This is a genomic window from Nocardia sp. NPDC101769, assembly GCF_044766925.1.
Classification (GTDB): domain Bacteria; phylum Actinomycetota; class Actinomycetes; order Mycobacteriales; family Mycobacteriaceae; genus Nocardia.
In genome coordinates this window covers 149,874-176,115 of record NZ_JBIWMX010000007.1, presented here as the reverse complement: position 1 = coordinate 176,115, position 26,242 = coordinate 149,874, and the positions used below count along the sequence as shown (strand labels likewise).

29 protein-coding genes are annotated in these 26,242 nt (G+C 68.1%); 21 read left to right on the top strand and 8 right to left on the bottom strand.

Annotated elements, in window-relative coordinates; genetic code table 11:
• The first annotated feature begins 169 nt into the window (after positions 1–169).
• On the top strand, positions 170–811 hold the full coding sequence (locus ACIRRA_RS14580) for a DUF4389 domain-containing protein (RefSeq protein ID WP_402767451.1): 642 nt from the start codon (positions 170–172) through the stop codon (positions 809–811).
• Here the strand turns inward: ACIRRA_RS14580 and ACIRRA_RS14575 are convergent.
• From ACIRRA_RS14575 to ACIRRA_RS14565, 3 genes are all read right to left on the bottom strand, one after another.
• On the bottom strand, positions 775–1,656 hold the full coding sequence (locus ACIRRA_RS14575) for an ATP-binding cassette domain-containing protein (protein ID WP_402767641.1): 882 nt from the start codon (positions 1,654–1,656) through the stop codon (positions 775–777). The genes ACIRRA_RS14580 and ACIRRA_RS14575 overlap by 37 nt on opposite strands.
• Before the next feature lie 104 nt (positions 1,657–1,760).
• On the bottom strand, positions 1,761–2,594 hold the full coding sequence (locus ACIRRA_RS14570; protein ID WP_402767449.1) for an ABC transporter permease: 834 nt from the start codon (positions 2,592–2,594) through the stop codon (positions 1,761–1,763).
• Entirely contained in the window at positions 2,587–3,390 is an 804-nt protein-coding gene (locus ACIRRA_RS14565) for an ABC transporter permease (protein ID WP_402767447.1), read from the bottom strand. The genes ACIRRA_RS14570 and ACIRRA_RS14565 overlap by 8 nt, the downstream gene beginning before the upstream one ends.
• A 209-nt stretch (positions 3,391–3,599) precedes the next feature.
• On the opposite strand from ACIRRA_RS14565, the gene ectB reads away from it, so the two are divergent.
• From ectB to ACIRRA_RS14535, 6 genes are all read left to right on the top strand, one after another.
• Entirely contained in the window at positions 3,600–4,862 is a 1,263-nt protein-coding gene (gene ectB, locus ACIRRA_RS14560; RefSeq protein ID WP_402767446.1) for a diaminobutyrate--2-oxoglutarate transaminase, read from the top strand.
• Between the two features lie 453 nt (positions 4,863–5,315).
• Entirely contained in the window at positions 5,316–6,128 is an 813-nt protein-coding gene (locus ACIRRA_RS14555) for an ABC transporter permease (RefSeq protein ID WP_402767444.1), read from the top strand.
• Positions 6,101–6,898 carry an ABC transporter ATP-binding protein gene (locus tag ACIRRA_RS14550; RefSeq protein WP_402767442.1) on the top strand — a complete coding sequence of 266 codons (798 nt, stop codon included), beginning with the start codon at positions 6,101–6,103 and terminating at the stop codon, positions 6,896–6,898. The genes ACIRRA_RS14555 and ACIRRA_RS14550 overlap by 28 nt, the downstream gene beginning before the upstream one ends.
• Positions 6,895–7,890 (top strand): ABC transporter substrate-binding protein, encoded by a 996-nt coding sequence (locus ACIRRA_RS14545; protein WP_402767440.1) that lies wholly within the window; start codon positions 6,895–6,897, stop codon positions 7,888–7,890. The genes ACIRRA_RS14550 and ACIRRA_RS14545 overlap by 4 nt, the downstream gene beginning before the upstream one ends.
• A 10-nt stretch (positions 7,891–7,900) precedes the next feature.
• Complete coding sequence (locus ACIRRA_RS14540) at positions 7,901–9,046, top strand: LLM class flavin-dependent oxidoreductase (RefSeq protein ID WP_402767439.1); 1,146 nt, start codon at positions 7,901–7,903, stop codon at positions 9,044–9,046.
• A gap of 284 nt (positions 9,047–9,330) precedes the next feature.
• Positions 9,331–11,013: a bifunctional metallophosphatase/5'-nucleotidase gene (locus tag ACIRRA_RS14535; RefSeq protein ID WP_402767437.1), complete on the top strand. Its 1,683-nt coding sequence runs from the start codon at positions 9,331–9,333 to the stop codon at positions 11,011–11,013.
• A gap of 139 nt (positions 11,014–11,152) precedes the next feature.
• Here ACIRRA_RS14535 and ACIRRA_RS14530 read toward each other — a convergent pair whose 3' ends face one another.
• On the bottom strand, positions 11,153–11,920 hold the full coding sequence (locus tag ACIRRA_RS14530) for a glucose 1-dehydrogenase (RefSeq protein WP_402767435.1): 768 nt from the start codon (positions 11,918–11,920) through the stop codon (positions 11,153–11,155).
• 184 nt (positions 11,921–12,104) lie between these two features.
• On the opposite strand from ACIRRA_RS14530, the gene ACIRRA_RS14525 reads away from it, so the two are divergent.
• Together ACIRRA_RS14525 and ACIRRA_RS14520 are read left to right on the top strand one after the other, a co-directional pair.
• Complete coding sequence (locus tag ACIRRA_RS14525; protein ID WP_402767433.1) at positions 12,105–12,659, top strand: HD domain-containing protein; 555 nt, start codon at positions 12,105–12,107, stop codon at positions 12,657–12,659.
• Positions 12,660–12,705: 46 nt separating this feature from the next.
• On the top strand, positions 12,706–13,614 hold the full coding sequence (locus tag ACIRRA_RS14520; RefSeq protein ID WP_402767430.1) for a LysR family transcriptional regulator: 909 nt from the start codon (positions 12,706–12,708) through the stop codon (positions 13,612–13,614).
• 320 nt (positions 13,615–13,934) lie between these two features.
• Here ACIRRA_RS14520 and ACIRRA_RS14515 read toward each other — a convergent pair whose 3' ends face one another.
• Entirely contained in the window at positions 13,935–14,192 is a 258-nt protein-coding gene (locus ACIRRA_RS14515; protein WP_402767428.1) for a hypothetical protein, read from the bottom strand.
• Between the two features lie 311 nt (positions 14,193–14,503).
• Between ACIRRA_RS14515 and ACIRRA_RS14510 the strand changes: the two genes are divergently transcribed.
• From ACIRRA_RS14510 to ACIRRA_RS14500, 3 genes are all read left to right on the top strand, one after another.
• A complete protein-coding gene (locus ACIRRA_RS14510) occupies positions 14,504–14,929 on the top strand; it encodes a DUF6636 domain-containing protein (protein ID WP_402767426.1) in 426 nt (141 codons plus the stop codon).
• Between the two features lie 219 nt (positions 14,930–15,148).
• A complete protein-coding gene (locus tag ACIRRA_RS14505) occupies positions 15,149–15,454 on the top strand; it encodes a helix-turn-helix domain-containing protein (protein WP_402767424.1) in 306 nt (101 codons plus the stop codon).
• Between the two features lie 7 nt (positions 15,455–15,461).
• A complete protein-coding gene (locus tag ACIRRA_RS14500) occupies positions 15,462–15,710 on the top strand; it encodes a hypothetical protein (protein WP_357012194.1) in 249 nt (82 codons plus the stop codon).
• Positions 15,711–15,776: 66 nt separating this feature from the next.
• Here the strand turns inward: ACIRRA_RS14500 and ACIRRA_RS14495 are convergent, their stop codons facing one another.
• Together ACIRRA_RS14495 and ACIRRA_RS14490 are read right to left on the bottom strand one after the other, a co-directional pair.
• Positions 15,777–16,130: a hypothetical protein gene (locus ACIRRA_RS14495; protein WP_402767422.1), complete on the bottom strand. Its 354-nt coding sequence runs from the start codon at positions 16,128–16,130 to the stop codon at positions 15,777–15,779.
• 131 nt (positions 16,131–16,261) lie between these two features.
• A complete protein-coding gene (locus ACIRRA_RS14490; RefSeq protein WP_402767420.1) occupies positions 16,262–16,735 on the bottom strand; it encodes an amidase family protein in 474 nt (157 codons plus the stop codon).
• Between the two features lie 175 nt (positions 16,736–16,910).
• Between ACIRRA_RS14490 and ACIRRA_RS14485 the strand changes: the two genes are divergently transcribed.
• The 5 genes from ACIRRA_RS14485 to ACIRRA_RS14465 all read left to right on the top strand — a co-directional run bounded on the left by ACIRRA_RS14485 (position 16,911) and on the right by ACIRRA_RS14465 (position 21,163).
• Complete coding sequence (locus ACIRRA_RS14485) at positions 16,911–17,261, top strand: hypothetical protein (RefSeq protein ID WP_402767418.1); 351 nt, start codon at positions 16,911–16,913, stop codon at positions 17,259–17,261.
• 269 nt (positions 17,262–17,530) lie between these two features.
• Complete coding sequence (locus tag ACIRRA_RS14480; protein ID WP_402767416.1) at positions 17,531–17,968, top strand: serine hydrolase; 438 nt, start codon at positions 17,531–17,533, stop codon at positions 17,966–17,968.
• Between the two features lie 119 nt (positions 17,969–18,087).
• Positions 18,088–18,507, top strand: a complete 420-nt coding sequence (locus tag ACIRRA_RS14475) for a YciI family protein (RefSeq protein ID WP_402767415.1) — start codon at positions 18,088–18,090, stop codon at positions 18,505–18,507.
• A gap of 11 nt (positions 18,508–18,518) precedes the next feature.
• On the top strand, positions 18,519–19,799 hold the full coding sequence (locus tag ACIRRA_RS14470; RefSeq protein WP_402767413.1) for an RNA polymerase sigma factor: 1,281 nt from the start codon (positions 18,519–18,521) through the stop codon (positions 19,797–19,799).
• A gap of 281 nt (positions 19,800–20,080) precedes the next feature.
• Positions 20,081–21,163 carry a family 43 glycosylhydrolase gene (locus tag ACIRRA_RS14465; RefSeq protein ID WP_402767411.1) on the top strand — a complete coding sequence of 361 codons (1,083 nt, stop codon included), beginning with the start codon at positions 20,081–20,083 and terminating at the stop codon, positions 21,161–21,163.
• A 22-nt stretch (positions 21,164–21,185) separates the two neighbouring features.
• Here the strand turns inward: ACIRRA_RS14465 and ACIRRA_RS14460 are convergent, their stop codons facing one another.
• Positions 21,186–22,199: an AraC family transcriptional regulator gene (locus ACIRRA_RS14460; RefSeq protein WP_402767410.1), complete on the bottom strand. Its 1,014-nt coding sequence runs from the start codon at positions 22,197–22,199 to the stop codon at positions 21,186–21,188.
• Between the two features lie 163 nt (positions 22,200–22,362).
• Between ACIRRA_RS14460 and ACIRRA_RS14455 the strand changes: the two genes are divergently transcribed.
• The 4 genes from ACIRRA_RS14455 to ACIRRA_RS14440 are packed head-to-tail and all read left to right on the top strand — an operon-like array spanning position 22,363 to position 25,936.
• Positions 22,363–22,884, top strand: a complete 522-nt coding sequence (locus ACIRRA_RS14455) for a hypothetical protein (protein WP_402767639.1) — start codon at positions 22,363–22,365, stop codon at positions 22,882–22,884.
• Positions 22,885–22,894: 10 nt separating this feature from the next.
• The gene (locus ACIRRA_RS14450) at positions 22,895–24,229 is read left to right on the top strand and encodes a Dyp-type peroxidase (protein ID WP_402767408.1); all 1,335 of its coding nucleotides are present in this window, start codon (positions 22,895–22,897) and stop codon (positions 24,227–24,229) included.
• Positions 24,226–25,242, top strand: coding sequence for a hypothetical protein (locus ACIRRA_RS14445; RefSeq protein ID WP_402767406.1), 1,017 nt, complete (start codon positions 24,226–24,228; stop codon positions 25,240–25,242). The genes ACIRRA_RS14450 and ACIRRA_RS14445 overlap by 4 nt, the downstream gene beginning before the upstream one ends.
• A 43-nt stretch (positions 25,243–25,285) precedes the next feature.
• Positions 25,286–25,936 (top strand): GAP family protein, encoded by a 651-nt coding sequence (locus tag ACIRRA_RS14440; RefSeq protein ID WP_402767404.1) that lies wholly within the window; start codon positions 25,286–25,288, stop codon positions 25,934–25,936.
• The last annotated feature ends 306 nt before the right edge of the window (positions 25,937–26,242 follow it).

Genomic DNA, 26,242 nt, shown 5'->3' with positions numbered 1-26,242 from the left:
TGTGGTGTGCGGAACTCGCCGTCGCGCGCGCTATTACAAATCTGGTCACAATGTGTGAGAAGCAGATGTGATCTTCGCGTCGCCGGGGAAACATTGGGGTGAACAACGGCTCACCGCTGTTCCGGCGGCTGCCGGAAGGAGGCCGCCGCGCTCGAGAGGAGTGACGGACATGCAGCCCAGTCCCGCTTATCCGGTGCGTGTGCGGGGAGACCTCGACCCGGGGTTGTCCCGCTGGATGTGGATAGTTAAGTGGATACTTGCCATTCCACACGTGATCGTACTGATCGTCCTGAGCATTGCGTATTTGGTGGTCACCATCGTGGCCTTTTTCGCAATCCTTATTACCGGCGCGTATCCGAGGGCGCTCTTCGACTTCAATGTCGGTGTGATGCGGTGGAGTTGGCGCGTGCGTTTCTACGCCTTCTCGCAGCTGGGTACGGACCGCTACCCGCCCTTCAGCCTGCAACCCGATCCGGGCTACCCGGCCGACCTGGAAGTCGACTATCCCGAACAGCTCAGCCGCGGTCTGGTCCTGATCAAATGGTGGCTGCTGGCGATCCCGCAGTATCTGATCGTCGCCGCGTTCATGGGCGGTGGGCGCAACATGATGTCGTTGCTCCCGATCCTGGTGATCATCGCCCTGATCGGGTTGCTCTTCACCGGGGCCTATCTCCCGGGGCTCTACGACTTCGCCATGGGTATCAACCGCTGGTCGCTGCGGGTGCGCGCCTACGCGTCCCTGATGACCGACGCCTACCCGCCGTTCCGGCTCGATCAGGGCGCGAGAGAGCCCGACGCCGCGGCCTCGTAGAGCCGTCGCACCACGTCCTCGATATCGGGTTCCTCGATGGACAGGTCGCGGACCTCGGCGCGCGCCGAGACGGCCGTGAGCAGCTGTGCGGCAGTGGTGATCTCGGCGTCGAAGGCCAGCCGCTGCCGCATGCCCGCGCCCTGACTGTCGAGCAGTTTGGCGCCGGGCAGGTCGGCCAGGTCGGGGGTGGGCTCGGCGAGATCGACGGTGAGCACCCGTTGCGCACCGACGGTCGCGCCGAGCCCGGTCAGCGAGCCGTTGTAGACCAGCCGGCCGTGGTCCACCACCAGCACCCGCTCGCACAGCCGCTCGATATCGCCCATATCGTGGGTGGTGAGCAGCAGGGTGGTGCCGCGCTGGGTGCGCTCGTAGCGCAGGAATTCGCGTAATCGCTGCTTGGAGAGCACATCCAGGCCGATGGTCGGTTCGTCGAGAATGACCAGTTCGGGCGAATGCAGCAGGGCCGCCGCGACTTCCGCGCGCATGCGCTGGCCCAGCGACAGCTGCCGAACCGGGGTATCGAGGGTGCCGCCCATCTCCGGCTGCTCGACGAGCTCGGTGGTGCGGGTGCGCGCCGCCGCCGGGGCGAGCCGGTGGATGGCGGCCAGGATCGAGAACGATTCGCGCAGTGGCAGATCCCACCACAGCTGCGAGCGCTGCCCGAACACCACGCCGATGCGCCCGGCCAGCTCGCGACGCTGCCGCACCGGGTCCAGCCCGCAGGTGCGCAGCCGCCCGGCCGAGGGCACCAGGATGCCGGTGATCATCTTGATGGTGGTGGACTTGCCCGCCCCGTTCGCGCCGATGTAACCGACCGCCGCGCCCGGCTCGACCCGGAAGCTCATGTCGTCCACCGCGGTGAGCACCTCGCGCCGGCGCCGCCAGCGGCCCTCCTTCTTGCTCAGCACGAAAGTCCTTGTCAGCCCCTCGATATCGATGATGGCACCGTTCACCCGCCGCCTCCTTGATAGTGCCTGGTCCCGAGTCTCCACAGGAACAGCGCGGCCGCCCACACCCACGCCGCCGCCACCGGCGCCGCCCACGCCAGCCAGCTCGGCAGCGGGGCGGACCCGGGCAGCCCGAGCAGCGCGATGGCGGGCAGATACGAGGTGAAGGCGACCGGAACCAGAAATCCGAACACGAGCTTCATCGGTGCCGGGAACACCGAGGTGGGTTGCATGGACGCGTACGACCCGCCGTAGGTGAAGGCGTTGGTCAGCTCCGCGCCGTCGATGAGGAAGAACTGCGCCCCGGCCGCGCACACGAAAAGCCCGGCGAAGATCGCGATTCCGGACAGCACCGTGACGGCGAACAGCGCAAGGTGCGCCGGGGTCCACTGGATGTCGTTGCGTGCCAGGCCGAATGACAGCACGGTGACGGCCACCGCGATGCGCGCCACCCGGCGCAGCTGGATATCGCTGGTCATGAGCTGCAGCAGCAGGGGTTGCGGCCGCAGGTAGAAGGCGTCCAGCTTGCCCATCCGGATGTAGGTGGGGAGCGTGTCGGCGTGCCCGACCACCATGTCGGCGATGGCGAAACAGGTGTTGCTCATGCCGAACAGCAGCAGCATGGCGTTCAGGTCCAGACCGCCCAGCCGGGGCACATTGTGGAAGATCACCCACATTTCGGCGAACTCCACCAGCCCGATCAGGAAGGCGCTCACCACATCCGCGGCGAAGGACAGCGGATAGGCGCGTTGCGCGCGCACCCGCGAACCCAGCACGGCGCGGTAGGGCGTCAGCCCAGCGCGGAGAGGTCGAGCGGAGGGACGTGCCTCACCCACCCTGCACCTCCAGTTTTCGGCGCCCGGCCCGCAGCAGCAGCTGCCCGGCGCCCACCAGAACGACCAACCAGAAGCATTGCACGACAACGATTTCCACCGCATCCCAGCCGGCCGCGCGACCGGACAGCACATCGATGGGCCACTGCAGCATGGACGGGAAGGGTGTCGCGTAGGCAATGTCGCGCAACCAGCCCGGAAACAGGTGCACCGGCGCGAACAGCCCGGCCAGGAAGGTGCCCAGGATCATGTGCAGGGCGCGCAGCCCGCGGGTCTCGATGAGCCAGAACCCGGCCAGGCCGACCGCGAACATGGACAGGAACGACAGCGTCATGGCCAGCAGCAGGCTGAGGGCGCCCAGCGCGTACGGTCCCGGCGTGTCCGGGAACGCGAGCCCGAAGGTGAGCACGCCGACGAGAATGCTGGGCATGCCGCGCGGTAGTAGTGAGAACGCCGCCCGGCCCAGATATTCGGCCAGGTGCGCGAATTGGATGTCGATGGGCCGCAGGAAGTCGATGGCGACGTCCCCGGTGCGGATGCGCTCCACGATGTCGGGCAGCATCCAGAAGGCGATGGCTCCCAGCAGTCCCTGCGACAGCCAGATGTAGGCGCCGATGGTCCCGCGGTCGTAGCCGCCGAATCCGCTGTTCACGCGCACGGCCGTCATGAGCACGGCCGCCCGCACGAAGCCGAACACGAGATTGGTGAACAGGCCCGCCAGCATGGCGAGCCGGTAATGCGATTGCCTGCGGAACCCTGCCTTGACCAGCTGCCAGTAGACCCCCACGTCGCCGCGCACAAGAGGTTGACACTACGGGCGCGGTCGTTGTCCTGCAATCGGGTTGCGTGGCCTGCTCGTTCGGGACCGGGTTATGCTGGATGCCGGTTTGTTGCGGTGTGCGTCACGCGCGGAGCATCTGCGTCCGATTCGCCGGAAAAGGGTTTCACGGCTCGGTTCCTGTGATAGAAACATCAGCGTTTCACTTAGTTGCGACGCTAGGACCGCCGATGACCATTGCCGACACGGACGTTTTCGAGGCTCTCGAATCCAATGTGCGTGGTTACTGCCGTTCCTGGCCGACGGTGTTCGACACCGCCAGCGGCGCCTGGCTCACCGACGAGAACGGCAAGGAGTACCTCGACTTCTTCGCCGGCGCGGGCGCGCTCAACTACGGCCACAACAATCCGCTGCTCAAGCAGGCGCTGATCGACTACCTCCTCGGCGACGGCATCACCCACGCCCTGGACATGTCCACCGTCGCCAAGCGCCGGCTGCTCGAGGCCATGCGCGATCTGGTGTTCGTCCCGCGCGGGCTGGACTACAAGGTCCAGTTCCCCGGCCCGACCGGTGCCAATGCCGTCGAGGCCGCACTCAAGCTGGCGCGCAAGGTCACCGGCCGCACCACCGTCCTGAACTTCACCAACGCCTTCCACGGCATGACGCTGGGCGCACTGTCGGTCACCGGCAATGCCGCCAAGCGCGCCGGCGCGGGCGTCCCGCTGGTGCACGCCTCCCCGATGCCCTACGACGGCTACCTCGATGAGCCCGAGGACTTCTCGTGGATGCGCCGCGCCCTCGACGACAGCTCGTCGGGGCTGGACAAGCCCGCCGCGGTCATCGTCGAGACGGTGCAGGGCGAGGGCGGGATCAACGTGGCCCGCGCCGAATGGCTACGGCAGCTGTCCGAATTGTGCTCGGCCCGTGGCATTCTGCTCATTGTCGACGACGTGCAGATGGGCTGCGGCCGCACCGGCCCGTTCTTCTCCTTCGAGGTCGCGGGCATCACCCCCGATATCGTCGCGCTCTCGAAGTCGATCGGCGGCTACGGCCTGCCCATGGCGCTGGTGCTCATGCGCCGGGACCTGGACCAGTGGGCGCCCGGTGAGCACAACGGCACCTTCCGCGGTAACAACGCGGCCTTCGTCACCGCCGAGGTCGCGCTGCGCCACTACTGGTCCGACGACCGCCTGCAGCTCGCCACCCTGGCCAAGGGCGCGCGCGTGCACGAGCACCTGGTCACGCTGACCGAATCCTTCACCGGCATCTCCACCCGCGGCCGCGGCCTGGTGCACGGCCTGGTCTTCGAGGACGCCTCGCAGGCCGAGAAGGTCTGCCAGGTCGCCTTCGAGCACGGCCTGCTGGTCGAAACCTCCGGCGCCAACGACGAAGTCGTGAAGCTGCTCCCACCCCTGACCGTCAGCGATGACGAGATCACCCACGGCCTGGGCATTCTCACCCGCGCCGTGGAGATCGTCCGCGACGGCCACTAGACGTCGGCCACCGCCCACACCGGTGCCGACCCGGTGCCGGGTTCCCAGCTGCGGAGGGAACCCGGCACCACCTATTTCGCCATGTCGTGAAGTGCTGCTGGAACCATGCGAGCAGGGCCGCGTCGTTCCTGGGTGAGTTGCCGGGATACTCGGCTATCGATCCGGTGACCACCACGAACAGACGCAGGTCCTGGTACACCTCGCCCATCCCCGCGCCCGATCAGCCGGTATGGCCCGAATTGGGATCCGACGGTGAGCGGGTGATTCGGACTCCTCATGGTCGTCTTCGGCTCCTCGTCGTGGATTCTTTGTGGCAGCCGGGGCAGGGGCAAGCCCAGAATCACGCGGATTACAACCGGTGACCGGGCGGGGCCGGACCGGCAGGGTCAGCGTGTGGCGGACGAAGGCCCACGGCCGCCACCGTCCCCGTCCCCGTTCGCCCGAGGTGCTGTCGTGTCCGCAATTGCCGTGCAGGCCAGGCCCATTACCGGCCGGCCCCGCCTGCCGAGCGTCTCCGTGCTGGCGCGCTTCGTCGCGCCGGTGCTGCTGGTGGTGGTCTGGCAGATCGCCAGTTCGACCGGTGTGCTGCCCGAGCGGCTGCTCGCCTCCCCGGTGACCGTCGTGCAGACGGCCGTCGACCTGATCAAGGACGGCACGCTCACCAAGGCGGTGTCGGTGTCGCTGCAGCGTGCCGCACTGGGCTTCGTCATCGGCGCGGTGGCCGGCATCGGGCTGGCCCTGCTGGCCGGACTGAGCCGGGCCGGGGAGTACCTGGTCGACCCGCTGATGCAGATGCTGCGGACGCTGCCGTTCTACGGCCTGATCCCGCTGTTCATCCTGTGGTTCGGGATCGGGGAACTGCCCAAGATCGTGCTGGTCGCCTTCGGGGTGGCGATTCCCCTGTACCTCAATACCTTCGCGGGCATCCGCGGCGTGGACGGCAAGCTGGCCGAGCTGGCCCGGGTGCAGCGGCTGAGCCGGGCGGGCCTGATCCGGCACATCGTACTGCCGGGCGCGCTGCCGCAGACGCTGGTCGGCCTGCGTCAGTCGCTGGGCGTGGCCTGGCTGGCGCTCATTGTCGCCGAGCAGGTCAATGCCGATGCGGGTCTGGGCTTCATGATCAACGACGCTCGCGAGTTCCTGCGCACCGACGTCATCGTGGTCGGCCTGCTCGTCTACAGCGTGCTCGGGCTGCTCACCGACGCGCTGGTTCGTTCGATCGAGAGGAGAGCGCTGTCATGGCGACGCGGCTTCCTGGCACCCTGACCGATTCGGTGATCGCGGCGACGCTGGCCGAACTCGAGCAGACGGCGGCGGCCCCGGCCGATTCCGCGGTGGCGCGAATTCGGGGTCTGGTCAAGGACTTCGGCGAACGCCGGGTCCTGCACGGACTGGATCTCGACATCCGCCCCGGCGAGTTCGTGGCCCTGCTCGGGCGCAGCGGCTCCGGCAAATCCACCCTGCTGCGGGCGCTGGCGGGCCTCGACGATGAGACCGGCGGCGAGCTCACCGTATCCGGCGAAGTCGCGGTCGCCTTCCAGGAACCGCGCCTGGTGCCGTGGAAACGCGTGCGCGACAACGTGACTCTCGGCCTGCGCCACGAAAACCGCAGGGCCGCCGCCGCAGCCGCGCTGGCCGAGGTGGGCCTGGCCGAGCGCGGCGCGGCCTGGCCGCTGACCCTCTCCGGCGGTGAGGCGCAGCGGGCCTCGCTGGCCCGCGCCCTGGTCCGCGAGCCGGATCTGCTGCTGCTCGACGAACCCTTCAGCGCCCTGGATGCCCTGACCCGCATCACGATTCACGGCTTGGTGCTGGATCTGTGGGCCCGGCACCGCCCCGGCGTGCTGCTGGTCACCCACGACGTGGACGAGGCGGTGCTGCTCGCCGATCGCGCCCTGGTGCTCCACGGTGGCCGAATCGCCCGCGAGATCCCCATCGAACTGCCGCGCCCGCGCCGGCGCGACCATCCCGAATTCCTGGCCCTGCGTACGGCATTGCTCGCCGAGCTGGGTGTCACCCCGGAAGGAACCACCGAATGAGATCCAAGCGCCTGTTCGCCGCCCTGGTGGCCGTCACGGCCCTGTTCAGTGCGGCGTGCTCGTCCGGCAATGACGACACCAAGGGCGTGAACGCGGACGGATCGGTGGACCTGTCGCAGGTGACCCTGCACATCGGCGATCAGAAAGGTCTTGCGCTGCAAGCCCTGCTGGACGTCTCCGGTGAGGGCAAGGGGCTCCCGTACAAGGTCGAATGGTCCACCTTCACCGCTGGACCGCCGCTGCTCGAGGCCATCAATGCCGGATCCATCGACTTCGGCGGCGTCGGCGACGCCCCGCCGGTGTTCGCGGCGGCGGCCAAGTCGCAGATCAAGATTGTCGGCTCGTACGACTCCGGCGCGGCCGGAAACGGTCTGGTGGTGCCCAAGGATTCGTCGATCAAGGATCCGAAGGACCTGCGCGGCAAGAAGATCGCGGTCACCAAGGGCAGCTCCGCGCACTACCACCTGCTGTCGGTGCTGACCAAGGCCGGGCTCACCTTCTCCGATATCGAGCCGCAGTACCTGCAACCCGCCGACGCGCTCGCCGCGCTGTCCACCGGGCGGGTGGACGCGTGGACGGTCTGGGATCCCTATGTGGCCCAGGCCGAACTGAGCGGCAATCGGGTGCTGGTGGACGGCACCGGCTACGTGAAGCCGGACAGCTTCTTCGTCACCGGCTCGAAGACGTTGCAGAACAAGGCGAATGCGGCCGCGGTGCGGGACCTGCTGGTGCGGATCCAGCGTGCGCACGTGTGGATCACCGGCCATCGCGAGGACTGGGCCAAACAGTCCGCCGCCATCACCGGGGTGCCCTACGACGTCACGCTCCTGGCCGTGAATCGCGCCAACTACCAGGATCATCCGCTCGATGACGCGACGATCGCCGCGGAACAGCAAGTGGCCGACGGTTTCTCCGACGCCAAGCTGATTCCGGGCAAGGTCCGGATCGCCGACTTCATCGACACCCGCTACAACGACCGATTCACCGCTTAGGAGTCCCCGCATGAGCTTGTCGTTCCATTGGTTCCTGCCCACCTCCGGCGACTCCCGCGGGCTGGTCGCCGGCGGGCACGGCACCCCGATGTCGGGTGACCGCCCAGCCTCGCTGCACTACCTGAACCAGATCGCCGCGGCCGCCGAGACCAACGGCTTCGAGGCTGTGCTCACCCCCACCGGTTCCTGGTGCGAGGACGCCTGGCTGACCACCGCCATGCTGGTCGAGACCACCGAGACGCTGAAATTCCTGGTGGCCCTGCGCCCGGGCCTGATGAGCCCCACCCTGGCCGCGCAGATGGCGGGCACCTTCCAGCGGCATTCCGCGGGACGGCTCTTCATCAATGTGGTGACCGGCGGCGAACCGCTGGAGCAGGCGGCCTACGGCGACTTCGCCGACAAGGCGGCCCGGTACGCCCGGACCGGAGAGTTCCTCGACGTGGTGCGGTCGCTGTGGAGCTCGCACGAGCCGGTCACGTTCCGCGGCGAGCACATTCACGTCGAGAACGCCCTGCTCAGCAATCGGCCCGATCCGGTGCCGCCGGTGTTCTTCGGCGGTTCCTCGGCGCCGGCGGGACCCATCGCGGCCCGGTACGCCGACACCTACCTCACCTGGGGTGAACCGGTGCTGGCGATCAGCCGCAAGCTCGACTGGATCCGCGGGCTGGCCGTGGACCACGGCCGCAAGCTCGACTACGGCCTGCGCATCCACGTGATCACCCGCGACAGCGCCGAGGAGGCGTGGACGGTGGCCGACAAGCTGCTGGCCGGGATCGACCCGGCCGATATCGAGCGCGTCCAGAACGCCCTGGCCAAGAGCGAATCCGAGGGGCAGCGCCGGATGTCGGAGCTGCACAACGGCAGCACCGACCGGCTCGAGATCGCCCCGAACCTGTGGGCGGGCGTGGGCTTGGTGCGCGGCGGCGCGGGCACGGCGCTGGTCGGCTCGCACGAGGAGGTGGCCGAACGCCTCATCGAATACTCGAAGGCCGGCATCTCCCACTTCGTGCTCTCCGGTTACCCGCACCTGGAGGAGGCCTACTGGTTCGGTGAGGGCGTCTTGCCGATCCTCGAGCGAAAGGGTCTGTGGCGGCACCCGATCCGCCGCCCGGCTGTGCCCGCCGCGACCCCGTTCGCCAGCGCGTCCAGCAGCTAGACCCGAAGTAGCCGGACCAGGGCCGCCGCACCCCGAGGGTGCGGCGGCCCGGATTGCAGCGGTACCGGGAGGTGCACCAGGAGCTCGGACCCGAGTCCCTGGCGGGCAACCTGCTGCGCATCGTGGACGTCTGGGAATCCGCCGCCGACAGACCCGGGTGACTCATGCCGACCGTGGCTCGGGCGAACAGGCCGGATCGCGGCCTCGATGAACAGGGCTCGGTAGCACCGGAATTCACCCGGTCGTCGTGCGACCGTCGACCGCGTCTGCCACAGTCGACAGGTATGAGCGGTCGGCGGCGTGTTCTGGGACTGTGCGCGGCGGTACTGAGTCTGGGCCTGGTGGCGGGCTGCGGGGGTGCGGACAACGCGACCCCCGCCACCTCGACCGCGGTGCCGCTGGTGTCGACCGGCGATCTGCCGAAGGCGCAACCGGGTGAAGTACACCTGTTCGGGATCAACGACCTGCACGGGAATCTGCAACCGCCGGACGGCGCCAACGGCAAGGTCGGGGCGTACGTCGCCGGGGGAGCGGCGTACCTGGCCGCGCATCTGGCGCGGCTGAAGGCGGCCTATCCGGACAGCGCCATCCTGTCGGCCGGGGACAATATCGGGGCCAGCCCACTCGTTTCCTCGCTGTTCCACGACGAGCCGACCATCGACTTCCTGAACTCGGTGGGTGTCGCGGCCTCGGCGGTCGGCAATCACGAATTCGACCACGGCGTAGCCGAATTGCAGCGCCTCCAGCAGGGCGGATGCGCCGCCGACGGCTGCACGCCGGGCGAGCCGTTCACCGGGGCGAAGTTCCCGTATCTGGCCGCCAATGTCACCGACGGCAACGGCCAGCTCCCGCCTGGGCTGAAGGCGTGGACCATGCTCGAGCTGGGCGGCCACAAGATCGGCGTCATCGGCGTCGTCACCACCGACACCGAGCACATCGTCATGCCCGAGGGCATTCGCGGCTACCGCTTCGGCGACGAGACCGATGCCATCGGCAAGTACGTGCCCGAGATGAAGGCCGCGGGCGCGGAAACCGTGGTGGCGCTGCTGCACGACGGCGGCGCCCAGCAAACCCACGGCGGCCCGGTCGATTTCAACGGCTGCGCCGGCATCTCGCCCGACGTCCAGGCACTGGCCCACCGGACCGATGCCGCGGTGTCGGTGCTGCTCACCGCGCACAGCCATCAGGCCTACAACTGCACGCTGGACGGCAAGGTGGTCACCCAGGCCGCCTCCTTCGGCCGTCTCGTCACCGACGTCACCCTGCGCTTCCACGAAGGCAAGGTCGAGGCGAAGGCCGTCAACCGGGTCGTCACCCGCGAGGTCACGCCCGCGCCCGCCGCCGCCCAGCTGGTGGATTACTTTGCCGGACAGGCGAAACCGCTGGCCGAGCGGGTGATCGGCACGGCCACCGCGCCGGTGCCCGCCGAGCCCGCTCCGGCCGGGGATTCCCCGCTCGGCGACGTCATCGCCGACGCCATGCTCGACGCCATGACCACCGTGCAGGCCGTGGCGGCCTTCATGAATCCGGGCGGGGTGCGCGCGGGGTTGACCGGCGGCGACATCACCTACGAGCAGGCCTACACGGTGCAGCCCTTCGGCAATCAGGTGGTGGCGGTGGCGCTGACCGGACAGCAGATCCTGAATCTGCTGGAGCAGCAATGGGACAACGTGAGCAAGCCCGGCGTACTGTCGGTCGCGGGCATCACCTACACCTACTCCGACGCCGCGCCCAAGGGGCACAAGGTGGTCGACGGCAGCGTCCGGGTGGCCGGGCAGCTGCTGAATCCCGCAGCGGTCTACCGGGTTTCGACCAACAACTTCCTGGCCGCCGGGGGCGACGGCTTCACCGTGTTCCAGCAGAGCCGCGAAACCCTGGTCGGCCCCATCGATCTCGACGCCCTGGAGACCTACCTGCGCGGCCGCGGGGCGGTCACACCGCCCGTGAGCCGCATCGAGAAGCACTAGCGCCGGAACTCCTCGTCGGAACTCCGTGCGGATCTTCCCGGCCGGTGCGGTGTCCAGCGCCGTGGGAGCCATGGCTGCCACGGTCGAAGCCCAAGTCTCTCACCGTCTCAGCGCAGCGAATTCCGGCCAGGGCGGAGTGCTATTGGCCCATCACGTATTTCACGGTCGGCCCGGCGGTCCAGCCGCCGTCCACCGCGAGTTCCGCGCCGGTGACGTAGGAGGACGCGTCCGAGAGCAGGAAGACGATGGCGGAGGCGATCTCATCGGCCTCGCCGACCCGGGCCATCGGGGCATTGGGATAGCCGCCCTCGCCCTGCTGGATGCCGACCGGTGCGGTCATCGGGGTGTAGGTCATGCCCGGGTGCACGGAGTTCACTCGAATCCGGTCGATGCCGTTCTCGATGGCGGCCACCTTGGACATGCCGCGCACCGCCCACTTGGACGCGCCGTAGCTGCCGGTCAGCGCCAGGCCCATGAGCCCGGCGGCGGAGGAGATATTGACGATCGAGCCGCCGCCCGCCTGCTTGAGCGCGGGGATGAAGGTGCGCATACCCAGGAAGACGCCGACCAGATTGATGTCGATGACCTTGCGGAAGTGCTCGACCGATTCATCGGCCAGGAGCTCCCCGGTCGAGATGCCGGCATTGTTCACCAGGCCGTGCACGCTGCCGCCGAAGGCGTCGCAGGCCGCGGCCAGCGCGGTGGCCCAGTCGAGTTCGGAGGTGACATCGAGGTGCTGATAGGCGACCCGCGAGCCCAATTCGGCAGCCAGCGCCTTGCCCTCGTCGTCGAGCACGTCGGCGATCACGACATTCGCCCCGGCCTCGACCGCCTGCCTGGCGGCCGCGGCGCCGATGCCCCGGGCCGCGCCGGTGATGAGAATCGTCTTGCCGCTCAGATCGTGCATGGGAGGCTCCTTCCAGCGGAACCGGCGCGCAGGCGTGGTGACCCGTTCGCCGGCCACACAGTTGGTTTGCTGAATAGTGTCCGATGCGTTCCGAATCGGCTCGGCGGCGCACCCCAATCCATATTGTTGATATGTCAACTACTTTAACCGGGTGGCGGTGCGGGTATTCCCGTAGGGTGCGGGCGTGAACCGCGCGCCCATCGGCACCGTCGACGAACTCATGAGTCTGCTGGCCGGCTGCGCGGACGTCTGGGACATGCCTGACCGCAGTGGCGATCCGGTCGACATCCTCAACCACGACCGGCAGTGCGCGGAGCTCCTGCGCCGGGATTTTCCCGGCGACGAGGAACTCCAGGTGGCCGGGCTGGTGCACGATATCGGGCACGTGCTGGTGCCCGGCGACGACGCGGGACACGGGGTCCACGGCGCGGAGGCGGTCCGGGCCCTGCTCGGCGCGCGGGTCGCGCGGCTGGTCGAACTGCACGTCGTGGCCAAGCGGTATCTGGCGGCCACGGATTCGGTACACGCCGAGGCGCTTTCGCCGTCGAGCCGACGCACCCTGGTCGTGCAGGGCGGACCCATGACGCTCGCGGAGATCACGGCCTTCGAGCGCGATCCCGATTTCGCCGCGGCCCTCGCGCTGCGGCGCGCCGACGACGCGGGCAAGGTGGTCGGCCTGACCGTCCATCCCCTCGAGACCTGGCGGCCGGTGGTCGAGCGGGTGGCCGCCGCCCGCTGACCGCGGGTCGCCGGACCGAGCCGGGCGGCCTGCATAGACTCGCTCCGTGCCGTTGTCCCCACGCGTTCCCGATCTGGCCGCCCTCGATCTGCTCTTGTCGGTGATCGAGCTGGGCAGCCTCGGACGGGCGGCCAAGGCGCACGGCATCAGTCAGCCCTCCGTCAGCTCGCGCATCCGCTATCTCGAGCAGCTGGTGGGCGTGCCGGTGCTGGAGCGGACCACGCTCGGCTCGCGGCCGACGGCGGCGGGCTCGCTCATCGCCGAATGGGCGCGCGACGTGGTGGACGCGGCCGCGCGGCTGGATGCCGGGATCGACAGCCTGCGCGCGCAACGAGATTCGCGGCTGCGGGTGGCGGCCAGCCAGACCGTCGCGGAGTACCTGTTCCCGAAATGGCTGGTGGGCCTGCGCGCGCGGATGCCGGGCACCTCCATCGCCCTGGAATCGGGCAATTCGGCCGAGGTTGCCAAGGCGGTGCTCGAGGGCCGGGCCGGCATCGGGTTCGTGGAGAGCCCGCGCCTGCCGACCGAACTGGAAAGCCATGTGGTCGGCCGTGATCGGCTGGTCGTGGTGGTGGCGCCCGGTCACCCCTGGGCCCGCCGGGCCGAGATCGGCGCGGCCGAGCTGGCGCGCAGCCCGCTCATCTACCGTGAGCCCGGATCGGGCACCCGGAACTCCTTCGAGCGCGCCATGACCGCCGGAATGCCGGGCTGGGAGCCGAATGTCGCGCTGGAACTGTCCTCGACCACGGCCATCAAGACCGCCGTCGCCGACGGCATCGCGCCGGCCGTGCTGAGTTCCCTGGCGGTGGCCACCGAACTGGCCGAGGGCATCCTGATGTCGCCCATGGTGACCGGCCTGGATCTGGAGCGGCAGCTGCGTGCGGTATGGCCGATCGGACAGAAGCCGACCGGTCCGGCGCGTGATTTGTATGCCATTGCGTGCCGCCCACTCTGAGTCGACCGCAGGAGTTTTCGGGGTGTCCACGGGAGTTTCCGCATCATTCCGGGGAGTTTCGTCCGGAGTGTTGACAGAGTGACGCCCATCACCATAGTCTTCCGACGCAGGCCCACCGAATTTCCAAAGTACCGAGCCTGCCTGCACATTTCTCTCGCCAATACAATGGCTTCGCTGAATTCGCAGCTCGAAGACACAAGTGCGCCAACGCCTCCCCGCGGGTGTTATCAAAGGGTTATGGTCACGGCATGGTGCGAACCGCCGCCTCAGCAGCAGACCCGGATGAGCCAGACATTCCGGGCACTGCTTCGCGGCCAAAGCTAGAGGTAGTTCCAGAATCGCCTGACCCCGAAGCGCCACAGCCCCACTCCCTCGGCGCACACGTCCTGAGCGCGGCCGATATCGAGCGACTTCCGTCCTCGGCCCGCCACCGCATCGCAGCCTTCATCCACCTGCAGGTGGCAACCCTGGAGGAGTGGCCCGAGCCGGTCCTGCCCCCCATTCCCGATCTCGACGATCTCTGACGGGATCGCTCCGCCTGCACGGTCGGCGACCATGAATACCGTGTGGCGGTACATCCCGGGTATTCCCCGAACGGGATTTGTCCAAACCTGGCCTCGCCCAGCGAGGTGCTGACCGGGGAATGGTGAGCGCGGTCGGTCCGCTTGTCAAATCCGGGCCGGTCGGTTCCTCGTAATCCCCTGCGCCCCAACCGGGTCCGACCGCGAACCGGCCGGGCTCGTCGATGATGTGCCTGATTTGCGAGGAAGTGGGGCGTGAACACGTGGCTCGGGCCACTCTGTAGCAAACATTAGTGGCCACCCGGCCCGTTATCGCATCCGGCGGTGGCGACGATCAACCGGTAAACCTGCCGAACCGGGGAGCCGATATGCAGTTTCCGATCCGTGTCCTGACCGGGGCCGCCGCCCTGATCGCCCTGTCCACGCTGGGCCCGGCGATCGCCCAGGCGACACCGCCCGACTTCGTCCAGTTCCGTACGCCGTCGGGCAATATCGGCTGCACGGTCTCCGCGACCACTGCGGCCTGCGAGATATCCCAGCACGACTACGCCACCCCGCCCCGCCCGGAGAACTGCCACCTCCAGTACGGCGACCGCCTGGTCCTGGAGAACACCGGCGTCGTCGACTTCCACTGCCACGGCGACCGTCTGGTCGAATCCACCGCGGCGGTCCTCGACTACGGCGCGAACGTCACCGTCGGCGGCCTCACCTGCCTGAGCACCACCGACTACGTCGAATGCGCCGGGGCGGGCCACAGCTTCCGCCTCTCCCGCCAGGCCTACACCATCGACTGACGGGCCCGGAGTCGAATCGGCCTGTCGGGGAATCGGATTCCGTCTGCGACCGGTGGTACCTTCACCTACCCGCCGGATCGCACACCCCGCCGCGACTGCTGCGCGAGATCGCCGACGTGCTGGGCCGGTACCGTGACCGGACGTTGGCGGAGCGGGACGAACGCGACCGTGCCGCAACGGAGTTCGTGCTCCGGATGAGCACGCCGAAGACGGGTTTCGTTGCGGCGGAGGTGGATTCGCTCGGCGCTGCCGAGCCCGGACCGTACCGGATGCTGTGCGCGACGCCTATCGCACCCGCGTCCTGGGTCCGCTGCTCGAAGAGGACGACTCGCACGCGGTCCTGCCGCCCCCGCATCGCCTTCCTCGACCACAACGGCTCCTGGGCCCGCACCGCCAGCCCTGTACCTGCACGTCGATACGGTCCACTACCGGATCGAACGGATCGAACGCATGACCGGGCGCGACCTGTCCCGCCTCGACGATCGCATCCACCTGCGGGCCGCCCTGATGACGGCTGGTGCATGATCGGTCGGTGTCCGAACTCAACAAGCACAATGTTGTCTACTTCGAAAGCCCCACCATGCGAGGGCTCTACGCCGCCCTCGACGAATGGCAGCGGGGCAACAATCATCGGTTCCTGTCGCTCGGCATTCAGCAGGATGGCGGGCTCTTCTGCTGCATTGCCCTGATCAATCCCGCCGAGGTGGTCATCACGAGCGCCGACGGCCACAATCACGCCGCCGTCAATCGATTCGGCCTGCTTTCCGTCACCTCCGACTAGCCGATCGCTTCGATTCGATAGTTCAGTGGTCCAGTAGTTCAGTACCGGTCGTGGCCGGGTGACCGGTCACGACTGGATTCCACGCCGCGCCTGCCACGAACTGACCTGACGCGGACGCCATGCCCCGCGGACCAGAGGGTTGTGCCCGTGCCGCCCGGCGCGCTGCTCCCTTTTGAATTCGCGGAAGTATTCGAAGCGGATCATCAGCAAACCCGTGACGATGAGCACCGTTGTCGCGATCGCGCCCACTATCGCCCAGCCGTGGTAACCGGACCCAGCGGCCGTGAGCGTCATGCCGAGGCATGCGATGCCGAGCAGGCACAGCACCAGAGCTGGGCCTTCGCCCGGATCCTCGATGGCGTCACCGGGATGCGGATGCCAGTGTTCTCCGTTCGGTTTGACCGCCGTCACCCTGACCATGTCCCTACCTCCCTCGAACCGAGAAGACTCCTTACCTGTAGTCCAGAATGCACCCGGTGTTGAGGTTACGTGCGAGTAATGTCCCGAAATTTCGAAGAGGATTCCCGATTCTCAGGGCGGCATTTCGGGAATCAGCCCAGCAATTGGCCCTCCGTCGGGACGTGGATACGCGGGAAAGGCTGTTCGGATTCGAGGAGATACGCCAGTTCGATAAGGGTTCGCTCGTCGCCGTGCGCACCGGACAGTTGCACGCCGACCGGCAGTCCCGTGCCGGTTCGGCCCATGGGCAGCGATATGGCGGGGGTTCCGGCGACATTGTTCAACGGTGTATAGCCCACGTAACCGGTGAGCCGCTCGATCAATTCGGGGAACGGGACTGTCGGCGAGACGAATCCGAGTTCCGGGGTGGTGTGCGAGAGCACCGGCGAAACGACCACTTCGTGCCGCGTGAACATCCGGGCGTAGGCGGCCGGCACCCGGCGTAGTCGCCGCAGCGCACCCGGGGTGCGGTGGAAGGTGCGGCGGTGATGGTCCCGCAGGCCGCGGGTGAGGCCGTCGGCCTTGGCGGCATCGAAGGACCGGTCCAGGATGACGAACGCCGCCATCGCCCGAGTGCCCTGGCTCGGCGAGCAGCCCTGCTCAAAGCCGCAGTCGAGGTGGCGGCCGAGGTCCGCGTGGCCGGGGTGACCCATCGCGCGGTCACCGAGAAGGCCGGGCTGCCGCTGACCACCGTCGGCTATTTCTTCGACTCGGCGGCAACCGGCACCGCAGGAGTAGGCCGTGGCCGGCCCCGCCGTGCGGCACCGGGACCGTGTGAACGCACGACTCGACCTGCCGACCATTCCGCCCGCCGTGCTGATCGGGGTCGCCGAGATCGGGCGGCGTGACGGCTGCGACGTCGAATCATGGTTCGCGGGAACAGGTTTGGATCCGGACGGCCTGGTCGCGGTGGACTCGGCGAAGGTGGCGGGCAGCCGGGGTTCGGGCCGGCGCTCGTGCAGCCGCAGCGCGATCTCCTGGCCGGGCGCGGTCGCCCGTGAGGTCGGCTACAGCGATATCCGGGAATTCCGCCGCGCGTACGTCCGCTGGACCGGGCATTCGCCGAGTTCCGCACGGCGAGAAGCGGAGTGAGCCCGGCGCCGCGCCGGGCACTCGGGCCGGCGCCTGCCGGACATCGCGGGCGGACCCGAACATGCCCGGGGTGAGGGTCTGCCACCCCCCGGCGCTTGCGCAGGACGACCAGATAGCGGTGATACGCGCGGGCGTCGACGCAGGCGCGATGGCGTGCGGTGGGCAGGAAGTCGATGCCGCCGTTGAGCTTCGGATGATCGGTGGCGGTCACTCGGTCGAACGCTGCCCGGGCCACGAATCCAGCCAGCAGCTGTGGCAGCCCGCCCGGGATGGAGGCGTCCGCGGACATCATGACCGCCCGCACCGGGGCGGCCGTCGCCTCGGAGGAACTGTTCGCCCGGCCACGGGATTTCGCGCGTTTCGGGGAACTCATGCGGAACGGCGGCAGCACACCCGACGGCCGCCGGATCGTATCGGGAGAATGGGTCATCGCCGCCACCGCCACTCTGCGGCCCGCCACGGACGCGGGTGACACCGAACCGGGCGGCTACGGATACCAATGGTGGAGTGGGGCTACCCCGGACGGCTTCCAGGCCAATGGTTTCCAAGGGCAGTACATCACTGTCAGCCCGGCGGGCTGCCTGACGGGCGTGCGCCTCGCGCACACCGTTCAGTTCGATGGCGAAGGGGACTTCGCGGGCCAGGGTAACGCGGAATGGCACGCCCTCTACCGGGCGGTTCGTCAACAGCTCGGCGGCTGTCGCTGACCATTTGCGATCGTGGCCGGCCTTGATGATCTTTTCGGGGCCGTGTCGATCTGTCGGGGAGGTCGTTCGACCTTGGTGTGAGAGGGTCCGACAGCGACCCGCAACAAGGAGATGATCCCGTGAAATACATGCTGATCTGGCGTGCGAGCGACGAGGGCAATGCGGCCATGGCCGAGGCCGACTTCGAGAAGGTGCTCGAATCCGTCGGGCGCTTCAACGACGAGCTGATCCGCGCCGGGGTCCTGCTCGCCGCCGAGGGCCTCGACAGCGTGGAAGAGGGTGTGGTGGTGGACTTCTCGTCCGAGCCGCCGCTGGTCACCGACGGACCCTACGGCGAGACCAAGGAGCTGTTCGGCGGCTTCTACATCCTGAACGTGGCCTCCAAAGAGGAGGCCGTCGAATGGGCCAGGCGGGCGCCGTCGTTCGGTCCCGGATTCAAGACCGAGATCCGGCGCGTCACCACCATCGACGAATTCCCGCAGGACAACGAGTGGATCCAGAAGGAACGCGCCTGGCGCGAGGCCACCGGGCAGCTGTGAGCCGCTGAGCCATGGCCGACCCCACCGGTCGTGACGCCGTCGCCGCGGTATGGCGCATCGAATCCGCGCGCATCGTCGGCGCTCTGGCCCGCTACACCGGCGACTTCACCCTGGCCGAAGACCTCGCCCAGGAGGCTTTGGCCGAGGCGCTGGTGACCTGGCCGCGCGACGGCGTGCCACGCAATCCCGCGGGCTGGCTGCTCACCGTCGGTCGGCGGCGCGCCATCGACGCCTACCGCCGCCGCGCCACCCGCGACGACCGGTACCTGGCCCTCGCCCGCGACCTGGGCGAGGGCGGGGTTGCCACCGGCGGGAAACCCACGGAAACGCCAGGGGTGGAACCGCTCTGGGATCCCGATCGGATCGACGACGATGTGCTCGCGCTCATGTTCGTGTCGTGCCATCCGGTGCTGTCCCGCGAGGCACAGGTGGCGCTGACCCTGCGCGTCGTCGGCGGCCTGACCAGCGACGAGATCGCCAAGGCCTTCCTGGTGCCCACCGCGACGGTGCAGGCTCGCATCACCCGCGCCAAGAAAACCCTTGCGGCGGCGCAGGTCCCGTTCGCCATCCCGCCGGCCGACGAACGCGCCGCCCGGCTCGGCTCGGTCCTGAGCGTCGTCTACGTGATCTTCACCGAAGGCTCCTCGGCCACTTCCGGCGCACAGCTGATCCGCCTCGACCTCGCCGCCGAAGCGCAGCGCCTCGCCCGGGTCCTGGCGCGCCTCGTCCCCGAGGAACACGAGGTCCACGGTCTGCTGGCCCTGCTCGAACTGACCGCCGCGCGCTTCCCCGCCCGCACCGACGCCACCGGCCGGCCGATCCTGCTCGAACACCAGAACCGAATGCGCTGGGACCGCGCGGCCATCCGCCGCGGCCGCGCCGCCCTCGACCAGGCGGCCCGCATCGGCCGCGGTCTCGGCGCCTACGGTCTCCAGGCCGCGATAGCCGAATGTCACGCCGTCGCCGACTCCGTCGACGCCACCGACTGGCCCCGCATCGTCCTGCTCTACGAAGCCCTGGCCCGGCTCTCGCCGTCCCCGATCATCGACCTCAACCGTGCCGTCGCGGTCTCCATGGCCGAGGGTCCCGCCCCCGCCCTCACCATTGTCGACGACCTCAGATCGGCTGCGGCCCTCCCGAATTCCCATCTCCTCCCGAGCGTCCGCGGCGAACTGCTCGCCAGACTGGGCCGGACAGCCGAAGCCCGAACCGAATTCGGCCTCGCCATCGTCCTCTGCGGCAACGACCAGGAACGCGGCCTGCTCGAAGCCAAACTCGCCGAGCTGGATTGACCACAACCTCGGTCGGGCTCGGGGAACAGCTTCTTCCGCGCGCTGCTCGCCGGCTGGCTGCTACCCGCGCGGCGACACCCCGGAACACCTCCGCGACCCGGAGAATGCGGCCGGCGGCCTGATCGACCACGCCCTGTGCACAGGGAGCGGGTGAACATCGCCGCCGATCGTCGTGGAGGCCCGGCGAATCGCTGTGCAGTCCTGCGGCTTTCCGTTTGTGATTGAACTCGCCCACGACGGCGTCGAGACTGGGTTCTCGACGTTTGCTGGAGGTGATGCTGGTGGGTTGGCGAAGAGCCGTCGGACTGGTCGGTGTTCTGACAGTGGGCGTCGGAACGATGGTCGCGGGCGGCAATACACCGAAGGCCTCGGCAACCGAGGCTCATAGCGAGGAATTCACCAACCCGGTGCTGGCCGCCGGGGCCGACCCGAGCATGACCTACTACCAGGGCCGATTCCACCTGGTACAGGGGGACTTCTACAACGATGACAACATCGTGATCCGCAGTTCGGACACGCTCGGGGGACTGCAGAACAGCGAGCCGAAGGTGGTGTGGGAACACCCCGACTGCCCCGCCCCCGCCTGCACCAAGATCTGGGCTCCGGAACTCGTGCACGTCGGCGATCGGTGGTGGATCTACTTCGCGGGGCAGGAGGACGACCGCAACGAGACCCATCGGATGTACGCGCTGCGTTCCACCGGAAGCGACCCGACCGGCCCCTACGAATACCTCGGGCCCCTGAATCTGCCCGGGGGCTGGGCCATCGATGGCACCTATCAGCAGTACGCGGGCGTGGGCTACTTCTTCTGGTCCTGCCTGCGCAACCCCGATGACACACGCGTACAAGACATTTGCGTGGTCCGCATGTCGGACCCCATGACGCCGATCGGTGACCGCGTCAGCATCGCGACACCCATCGCCGCCTGGGAGACCGTCCCCAACGACGCGGACCTCCTCATCAACGAGGCCCCGCAACCCCTCATCGCACCCGACGGCCGCCTCTTCGCGACCTTCTCCGCCAACGCCAGTTTCGACGACACCTACCGCCTCGGCCTCCTCGAACTGGCGCGCGGCGGCGACCCCATGGACCCCGATGCCTGGACCAAATCGGGCGGCCCCGTACTCCCCGGCGGTCCCGGCGCCATCGCCCCCGGCCACAACGGATTCCTCACCATCGACGGCCGCCCCTGGATCACCTACCACGCCCGCCTGGAACCTGGCACCGGCTGGCCCGGCCGCAGCATCCGCGTCCAACCGATGTACTTCGGCCAGGACGGCCGCCCGCAATTCGGCATGGCCTTCGGCCCCGACGCCCCCATCGTGATCGACGGCAAAGACCGCAACGCTCCGGGAACCCGGTGATGCCCGAGCCGCGGCGCCGAGGTCAGGTCGCCTCGGCCGATGCCCGGGTGCGGCGCCACTGTGCGGGGCTGCAGCCGTGCTGCTTACGGAACCATCGGGAGAAGTTTCCGGGGGCGGAGAAGCCGAGGAGTTCGGCGGTCTCGGTCAGGGAGCGGCGCGGGTTGGCGACCATGTGGCGGGCCAGTTCGGCGCGGGTCGAATCCAGTAGTGAGCTGAAGGTCTCGCCTTCGGCGGCGAGGCGGCGGTGGACGGTGCGGCGGTCGACGCCCAGGCTGCGGGCCACCTGCTCCACCGAACAGCGGCCGGTGGGGAGGAGCAGTTCGATGAGCTCGCGGACGCGGTCGGCGGTGGTCGCGGGACGGACCGGGTGGACGGGGTCCAGCAGCCGCTGGGTGTAGGCGCGCAGCTGTGGATCCGCCATCGCATTGGGCGCATCGAGATCGCTTGTGTAGGTGAGAATTCCATTGAAGTCCTGCTCGAAGGTCACCTGCGGTCCGAAGACCCGGTGATGGGCGCGCAGATCGGGCGGGGCGGGGTGGGTGAAGCGGACCTCCACCGGCTGCCATGGGGCACCGATGAAACCGGCGAGTAGGCCGTGCAGGACGCCGACCGCGAGTTCGACGGATTGGCGGGTGTCGCCGGGCTGCCCGACATCGAGGGTCAGCCGGATGGTGGCGAGGCCGTTCTGTTCGGTGAGGCGGGTGTGCAGCGCCTCGTTGTACATGTCCTCGTGCCGCGACATCACGGTCAGAGCGCTGCGCACGTCGGGCTCCTCGCGGACCACCAGGCTCAGCGGACCCAGATTGGCGAAGCGGCGGCGCTCGGCCAGGCGCAACCCAAAATCGGCGCAGTTCGTCGCGACGGACGAGTGCTCGAGCAGCTCGGCGATCGCGGCGGCGGGCACCCAGCGGTCCTGCAGGCTCAGACCGGCCGGGTCCAGGCCGGACGTGCGCAACAGCCCCACCGGGTCGATGCCCAGCGATCGGCACAGCTCCACGTATTCGTTCAGCGCCGCGTAGCGGGCCAGTGGTTTCACCAATTCTCCGACGTCCCGAAATGATCCGCATCCTGTCCCGTAATGATAAGCGGGCGGTCCCTGCGCTGCCTACTGTGGGTTTCGTTCCAGCTACCGAAGCCATACCGAAGGAAGGGACAACGACGTGGCCACAAGCAGCGAGGATTGGTCCAAGCCAGCAGCGATGGCCATCCCCGAGAAGGGGTATTTCGAGTACGAACAGGGGCGGTACGGTCCGGTCTACCCCCGTACTCCAGCTAACTATGGGTTTTCCATCGTCGCCAAGGTCAAGCCGGGTCATGAGGCGGCGATCCGGGAGCACGGCAAGGTCATCCAGGCCGCGGTCGAACAGGATCCGAATGTGCTTGCATCGCTGCGACTGCACTATCTGCGGTGGGTGCTGTTCGATATCGGCGACGGCCTGACCTTCCAGTACCAGGGCATCTTCGACACCGACTTCGACAAGTACCTCGAGGACGCGCTCGACCTGTTCCTGTCCACGGGCATCACCACCGCCTTCGTGAATCTCGAAGGCTTTCCCGAGGATTGGCGCACCAATCGGGCCGCCGCCATCGAATTCTTCCGCAAGCACCAGTTCCCGAGCTTCCTCGAATACGGCGAATACCCGTATGTGACCTCCGACGAGGTCAAGAAGGCCCTGCGGCTCAAAGCGGCGTTCTCCGACATGCTCGACGAGATGCAGTAGCGGGGTCGCGATGCTCGAATTCGACGATATCCAGCACATCCTGCTGACCCGGGTGCCGGCACTGACCGGGCGCTACGAGTTCCTGTCCTTCACCGACGCCGCCGGAGCGCGCGCATGGCTCGCCGTCATGGCCGACCGTGTGCCCTCGGTCGCCGACCTACAGGACTCGGTGGACACCGGCAAGCAGTGGGTGTCTGTGGCTTTCACCTGGACCGGACTGCGTGCCCTGGGCGTCCCGGCGGACGCGCTGGCGAGTTTCCCGGAGGAATTCCGCCAGGGCATGGCCGCGCGGGCCGAAGTCCTCGGTGATGCCGGGGCCAACCATCCCGACCATTGGATCGACGGCACCGCCGGTGACGATCTGCACGCGATCGTCATCCTCTTCGCCCGTGACGCCGCCGAACGCGACCGACGGGTGGCCGAACACAATGCACTCCTTGCCGCCTGCCCGGGTGTCACGGTGCTGTCGTCGCTGGATCTGGAGGCCGTACCGCCGTTCGGCTACGCGCACGACCACTTCGGTTATCGGGATCGCTTGTCGCAGCCGGTGATCGAAGGTACGGGGGAGGAGCCCACGCCGGGCAGCGGCGCACCGCTGAAGGCCGGGGAGTTCATCCTCGGTTACGACGACGAGAGTGGGCCGCCGCTGGATCTGCCGCAGCCCGAGGTGCTTTCGCGCAACGGCACCTTCATGGCCTATCGCCGCCTGCAAGAACACGTGGGTCGATTCCGTGACTTCATGGCCGAGCACGGCGACACCGCCGAGGAACAGGAGCTGGCGGCGGCGAAGCTGATGGGCCGCTGGCGCAGTGGCGCGCCGCTGGTCCTCGCCCCGGAGGCCGACGATCCGGAACTGGGTGCGGATATGAGCCGCAACAACGATTTCAACTACAAACAGATGGATCCGCACGGCTACGCGGTGCCGCTCGGGTCGCATATCCGGCGCATGAATCCACGTGATACGGGCGTGAACATGCAGCGCCGCCGCATGATTCGCCGCGGCGCAACCTATGGGCCGCACCTGCCCGAGGGAACCCCCGACGACGGCGCCGACCGCGGCATCGCGGCCTTCGTGCTGTGCGCGAGCCTGGTGCGCCAGTTCGAGTTCGCGCAGAACGTGTGGGTCAACGACAAGTCGTTCCACGAACTGGGCAACGAGCGGGATCCGATCATCGGCAACCAGGACGGCACCCTGGAGTTCAAGATTCCGAAGCGTCCGATTCGCAAGACCATCACCGGAATTCCAGCGCTCACCAGTGTCCGAGGCGGCGCGTACTTCTTCCTGCCAGGGCTGCGCGCCCTGCGCTATCTGACCACTCTCACCGATATCGAGGCAGCAGCATGACATCGTTCACCCCAGCCCGCACCTACAACCAGGCCCACCTGGCCCGCCCCTACACCCCCGGCAAGCGGCGCATCAGCATCTACTGGTCGTGGAGCTATCCCTGGGAGACGCAACGGGATACGGCCGAACTGGACAACCGCTTCTCCACCATGACCGAGGTGCGCCAGGCCACCTGGCCCGCCTACGAGACGCCCGAATACGATGCCGCGCACTTCCTGCAGGGCATCGCGGGCACCCTCGAACTGTTCCACCGCTCCACCCTCGACTTCCAGCGGGTAGCCGGGGAGGTGACGGGGCATCCGGTGGCGGTGTTCCAGCGCATCGACCAGGCCGGATTCAAACAGCCCATCGACGAACGCATCCTCGCCGACACCGACACCCTCATGGTGTTCGGCCTCGATCACCTTCTCGCGCAGGAGGAAGCGGCTCCGGAGGAGATCGCCGCAATCCAGCAGTGGCTGCGGCGCGAGGGCACCTGCCTGCTCCTCGCCCCGCACCACGACGTCGGCTTCACCGATGACCTGAAGCAGCGCCAGATCGAGTTCGAACACCATGGTGATCCGCTGGTGCCGCGCCAGCAGCGGTTCGGCGCCTATACCCGCTCGCTGATGACCGCCCTGAACGTCCCGGTACACAACGTCTACGGCCTGCGGCCCGCCGTCGTCGAAGGCACTCGCTCGATCGCGCCGCTCACCTCCTTCCGTGACCTCGACACTCCGCGATTGCTCGAGGACGTCACCACCTTCAATTTCCACCCGCACCTGCCCCACTACGAATTGACCGAGCCCGAAAGCGATTCGGTGCGCCTGCTCGCGCGTCAGCCCATCGAACTGTCCCGTCCCCACCCGTTCATCGAGGCGGGCAACACCGAATTCAATACGTTGCTGTGGCTGCCCCCGACCGTCGAACGAGCCGGCGACATCGTGATGGCCGACTCCACCAACTTCACCACGCTCTTCGGTGGCACCGACAGCCTTGCCAACTTCTGGCGCAACCTCGCGGCGATGAAATGACCGCGGTTGCGAACGTCGGCCCGATGTCGCAGAGGTGGGACCTGTGATCGGAGACCTGCTGCCACTGGCCATAGGCGTTGCGCTGTCACCCATTCCGGTGGTGGCGGCCATCCTCATGCTGCTCTCCGCCAACGCCGGCCGGGCCAGTGCGGGCTTCGCGCTCGGCTGGGTGACGGGCATCCTGACGGTCACGGGGCTCGTGACAGCCGCGGCCGCATCCGGGCTGATGAGTTCGGCGGGCCGGCCCTCTGCCGCGGCCTCTGCGATCAAGATCGCCATGGGCCTCCTGCTGGTGTTCATCGCCATTCGTCAATGGGGCAGCCGCAAGGACGATTCGATCCCGGGCTGGATGAAAGCCATCGACGAACTCGGAGTCGCCAAGGCTGCCGGCTTCGGCCTGCTGCTGTCGGTACTGAATCCGAAAAACCTGCTTCTGTGCATCACGGCGGGCGTGACAATCGGCGCCTCGGGCCTGAACCCGGCCGGCACTGCTGCGGCAATCGCCGTCTTCGTATTTCTGGGCGCGGCATCGGTGGTCGTCCCCGTGGGTGGCTACGCCGTCGCGGCGAATCAACTGCGAGGCGCACTGGCCCGCTTGAAGAACTGGCTACAGGCGAACAACCACACCGTGATCGCTGTGGTGTTCATGGTGATGGGCACCACCGCCTTGGCCAAGGGCGTGAGTGGATTCTGACCAGGTACTGATCGCACTGTGCCACACAGTGTCTCACCACCGTCTCGGGCCACCGGCGGAAGCTCAACAGCCTGAGACGGTCTCACACCGTCGCACGGTGCACCGCACTCTGCGGTCGGAACTCCGGCCCCGCTGCCACACTCCACCAGCACCGGCCTGCCCTGATCCAGCGCGTTCAGGATCATCGCGTCCACACTGGGGTCGTAGGCCAGGCCGCTGTGCATTCCCGGCAGTGGTCGTGGACGACGACGTCGGTGACGCCTGCCTTGTCGATGACGTCGGCCTCGGCGCGAGCGAGGGCGTTGG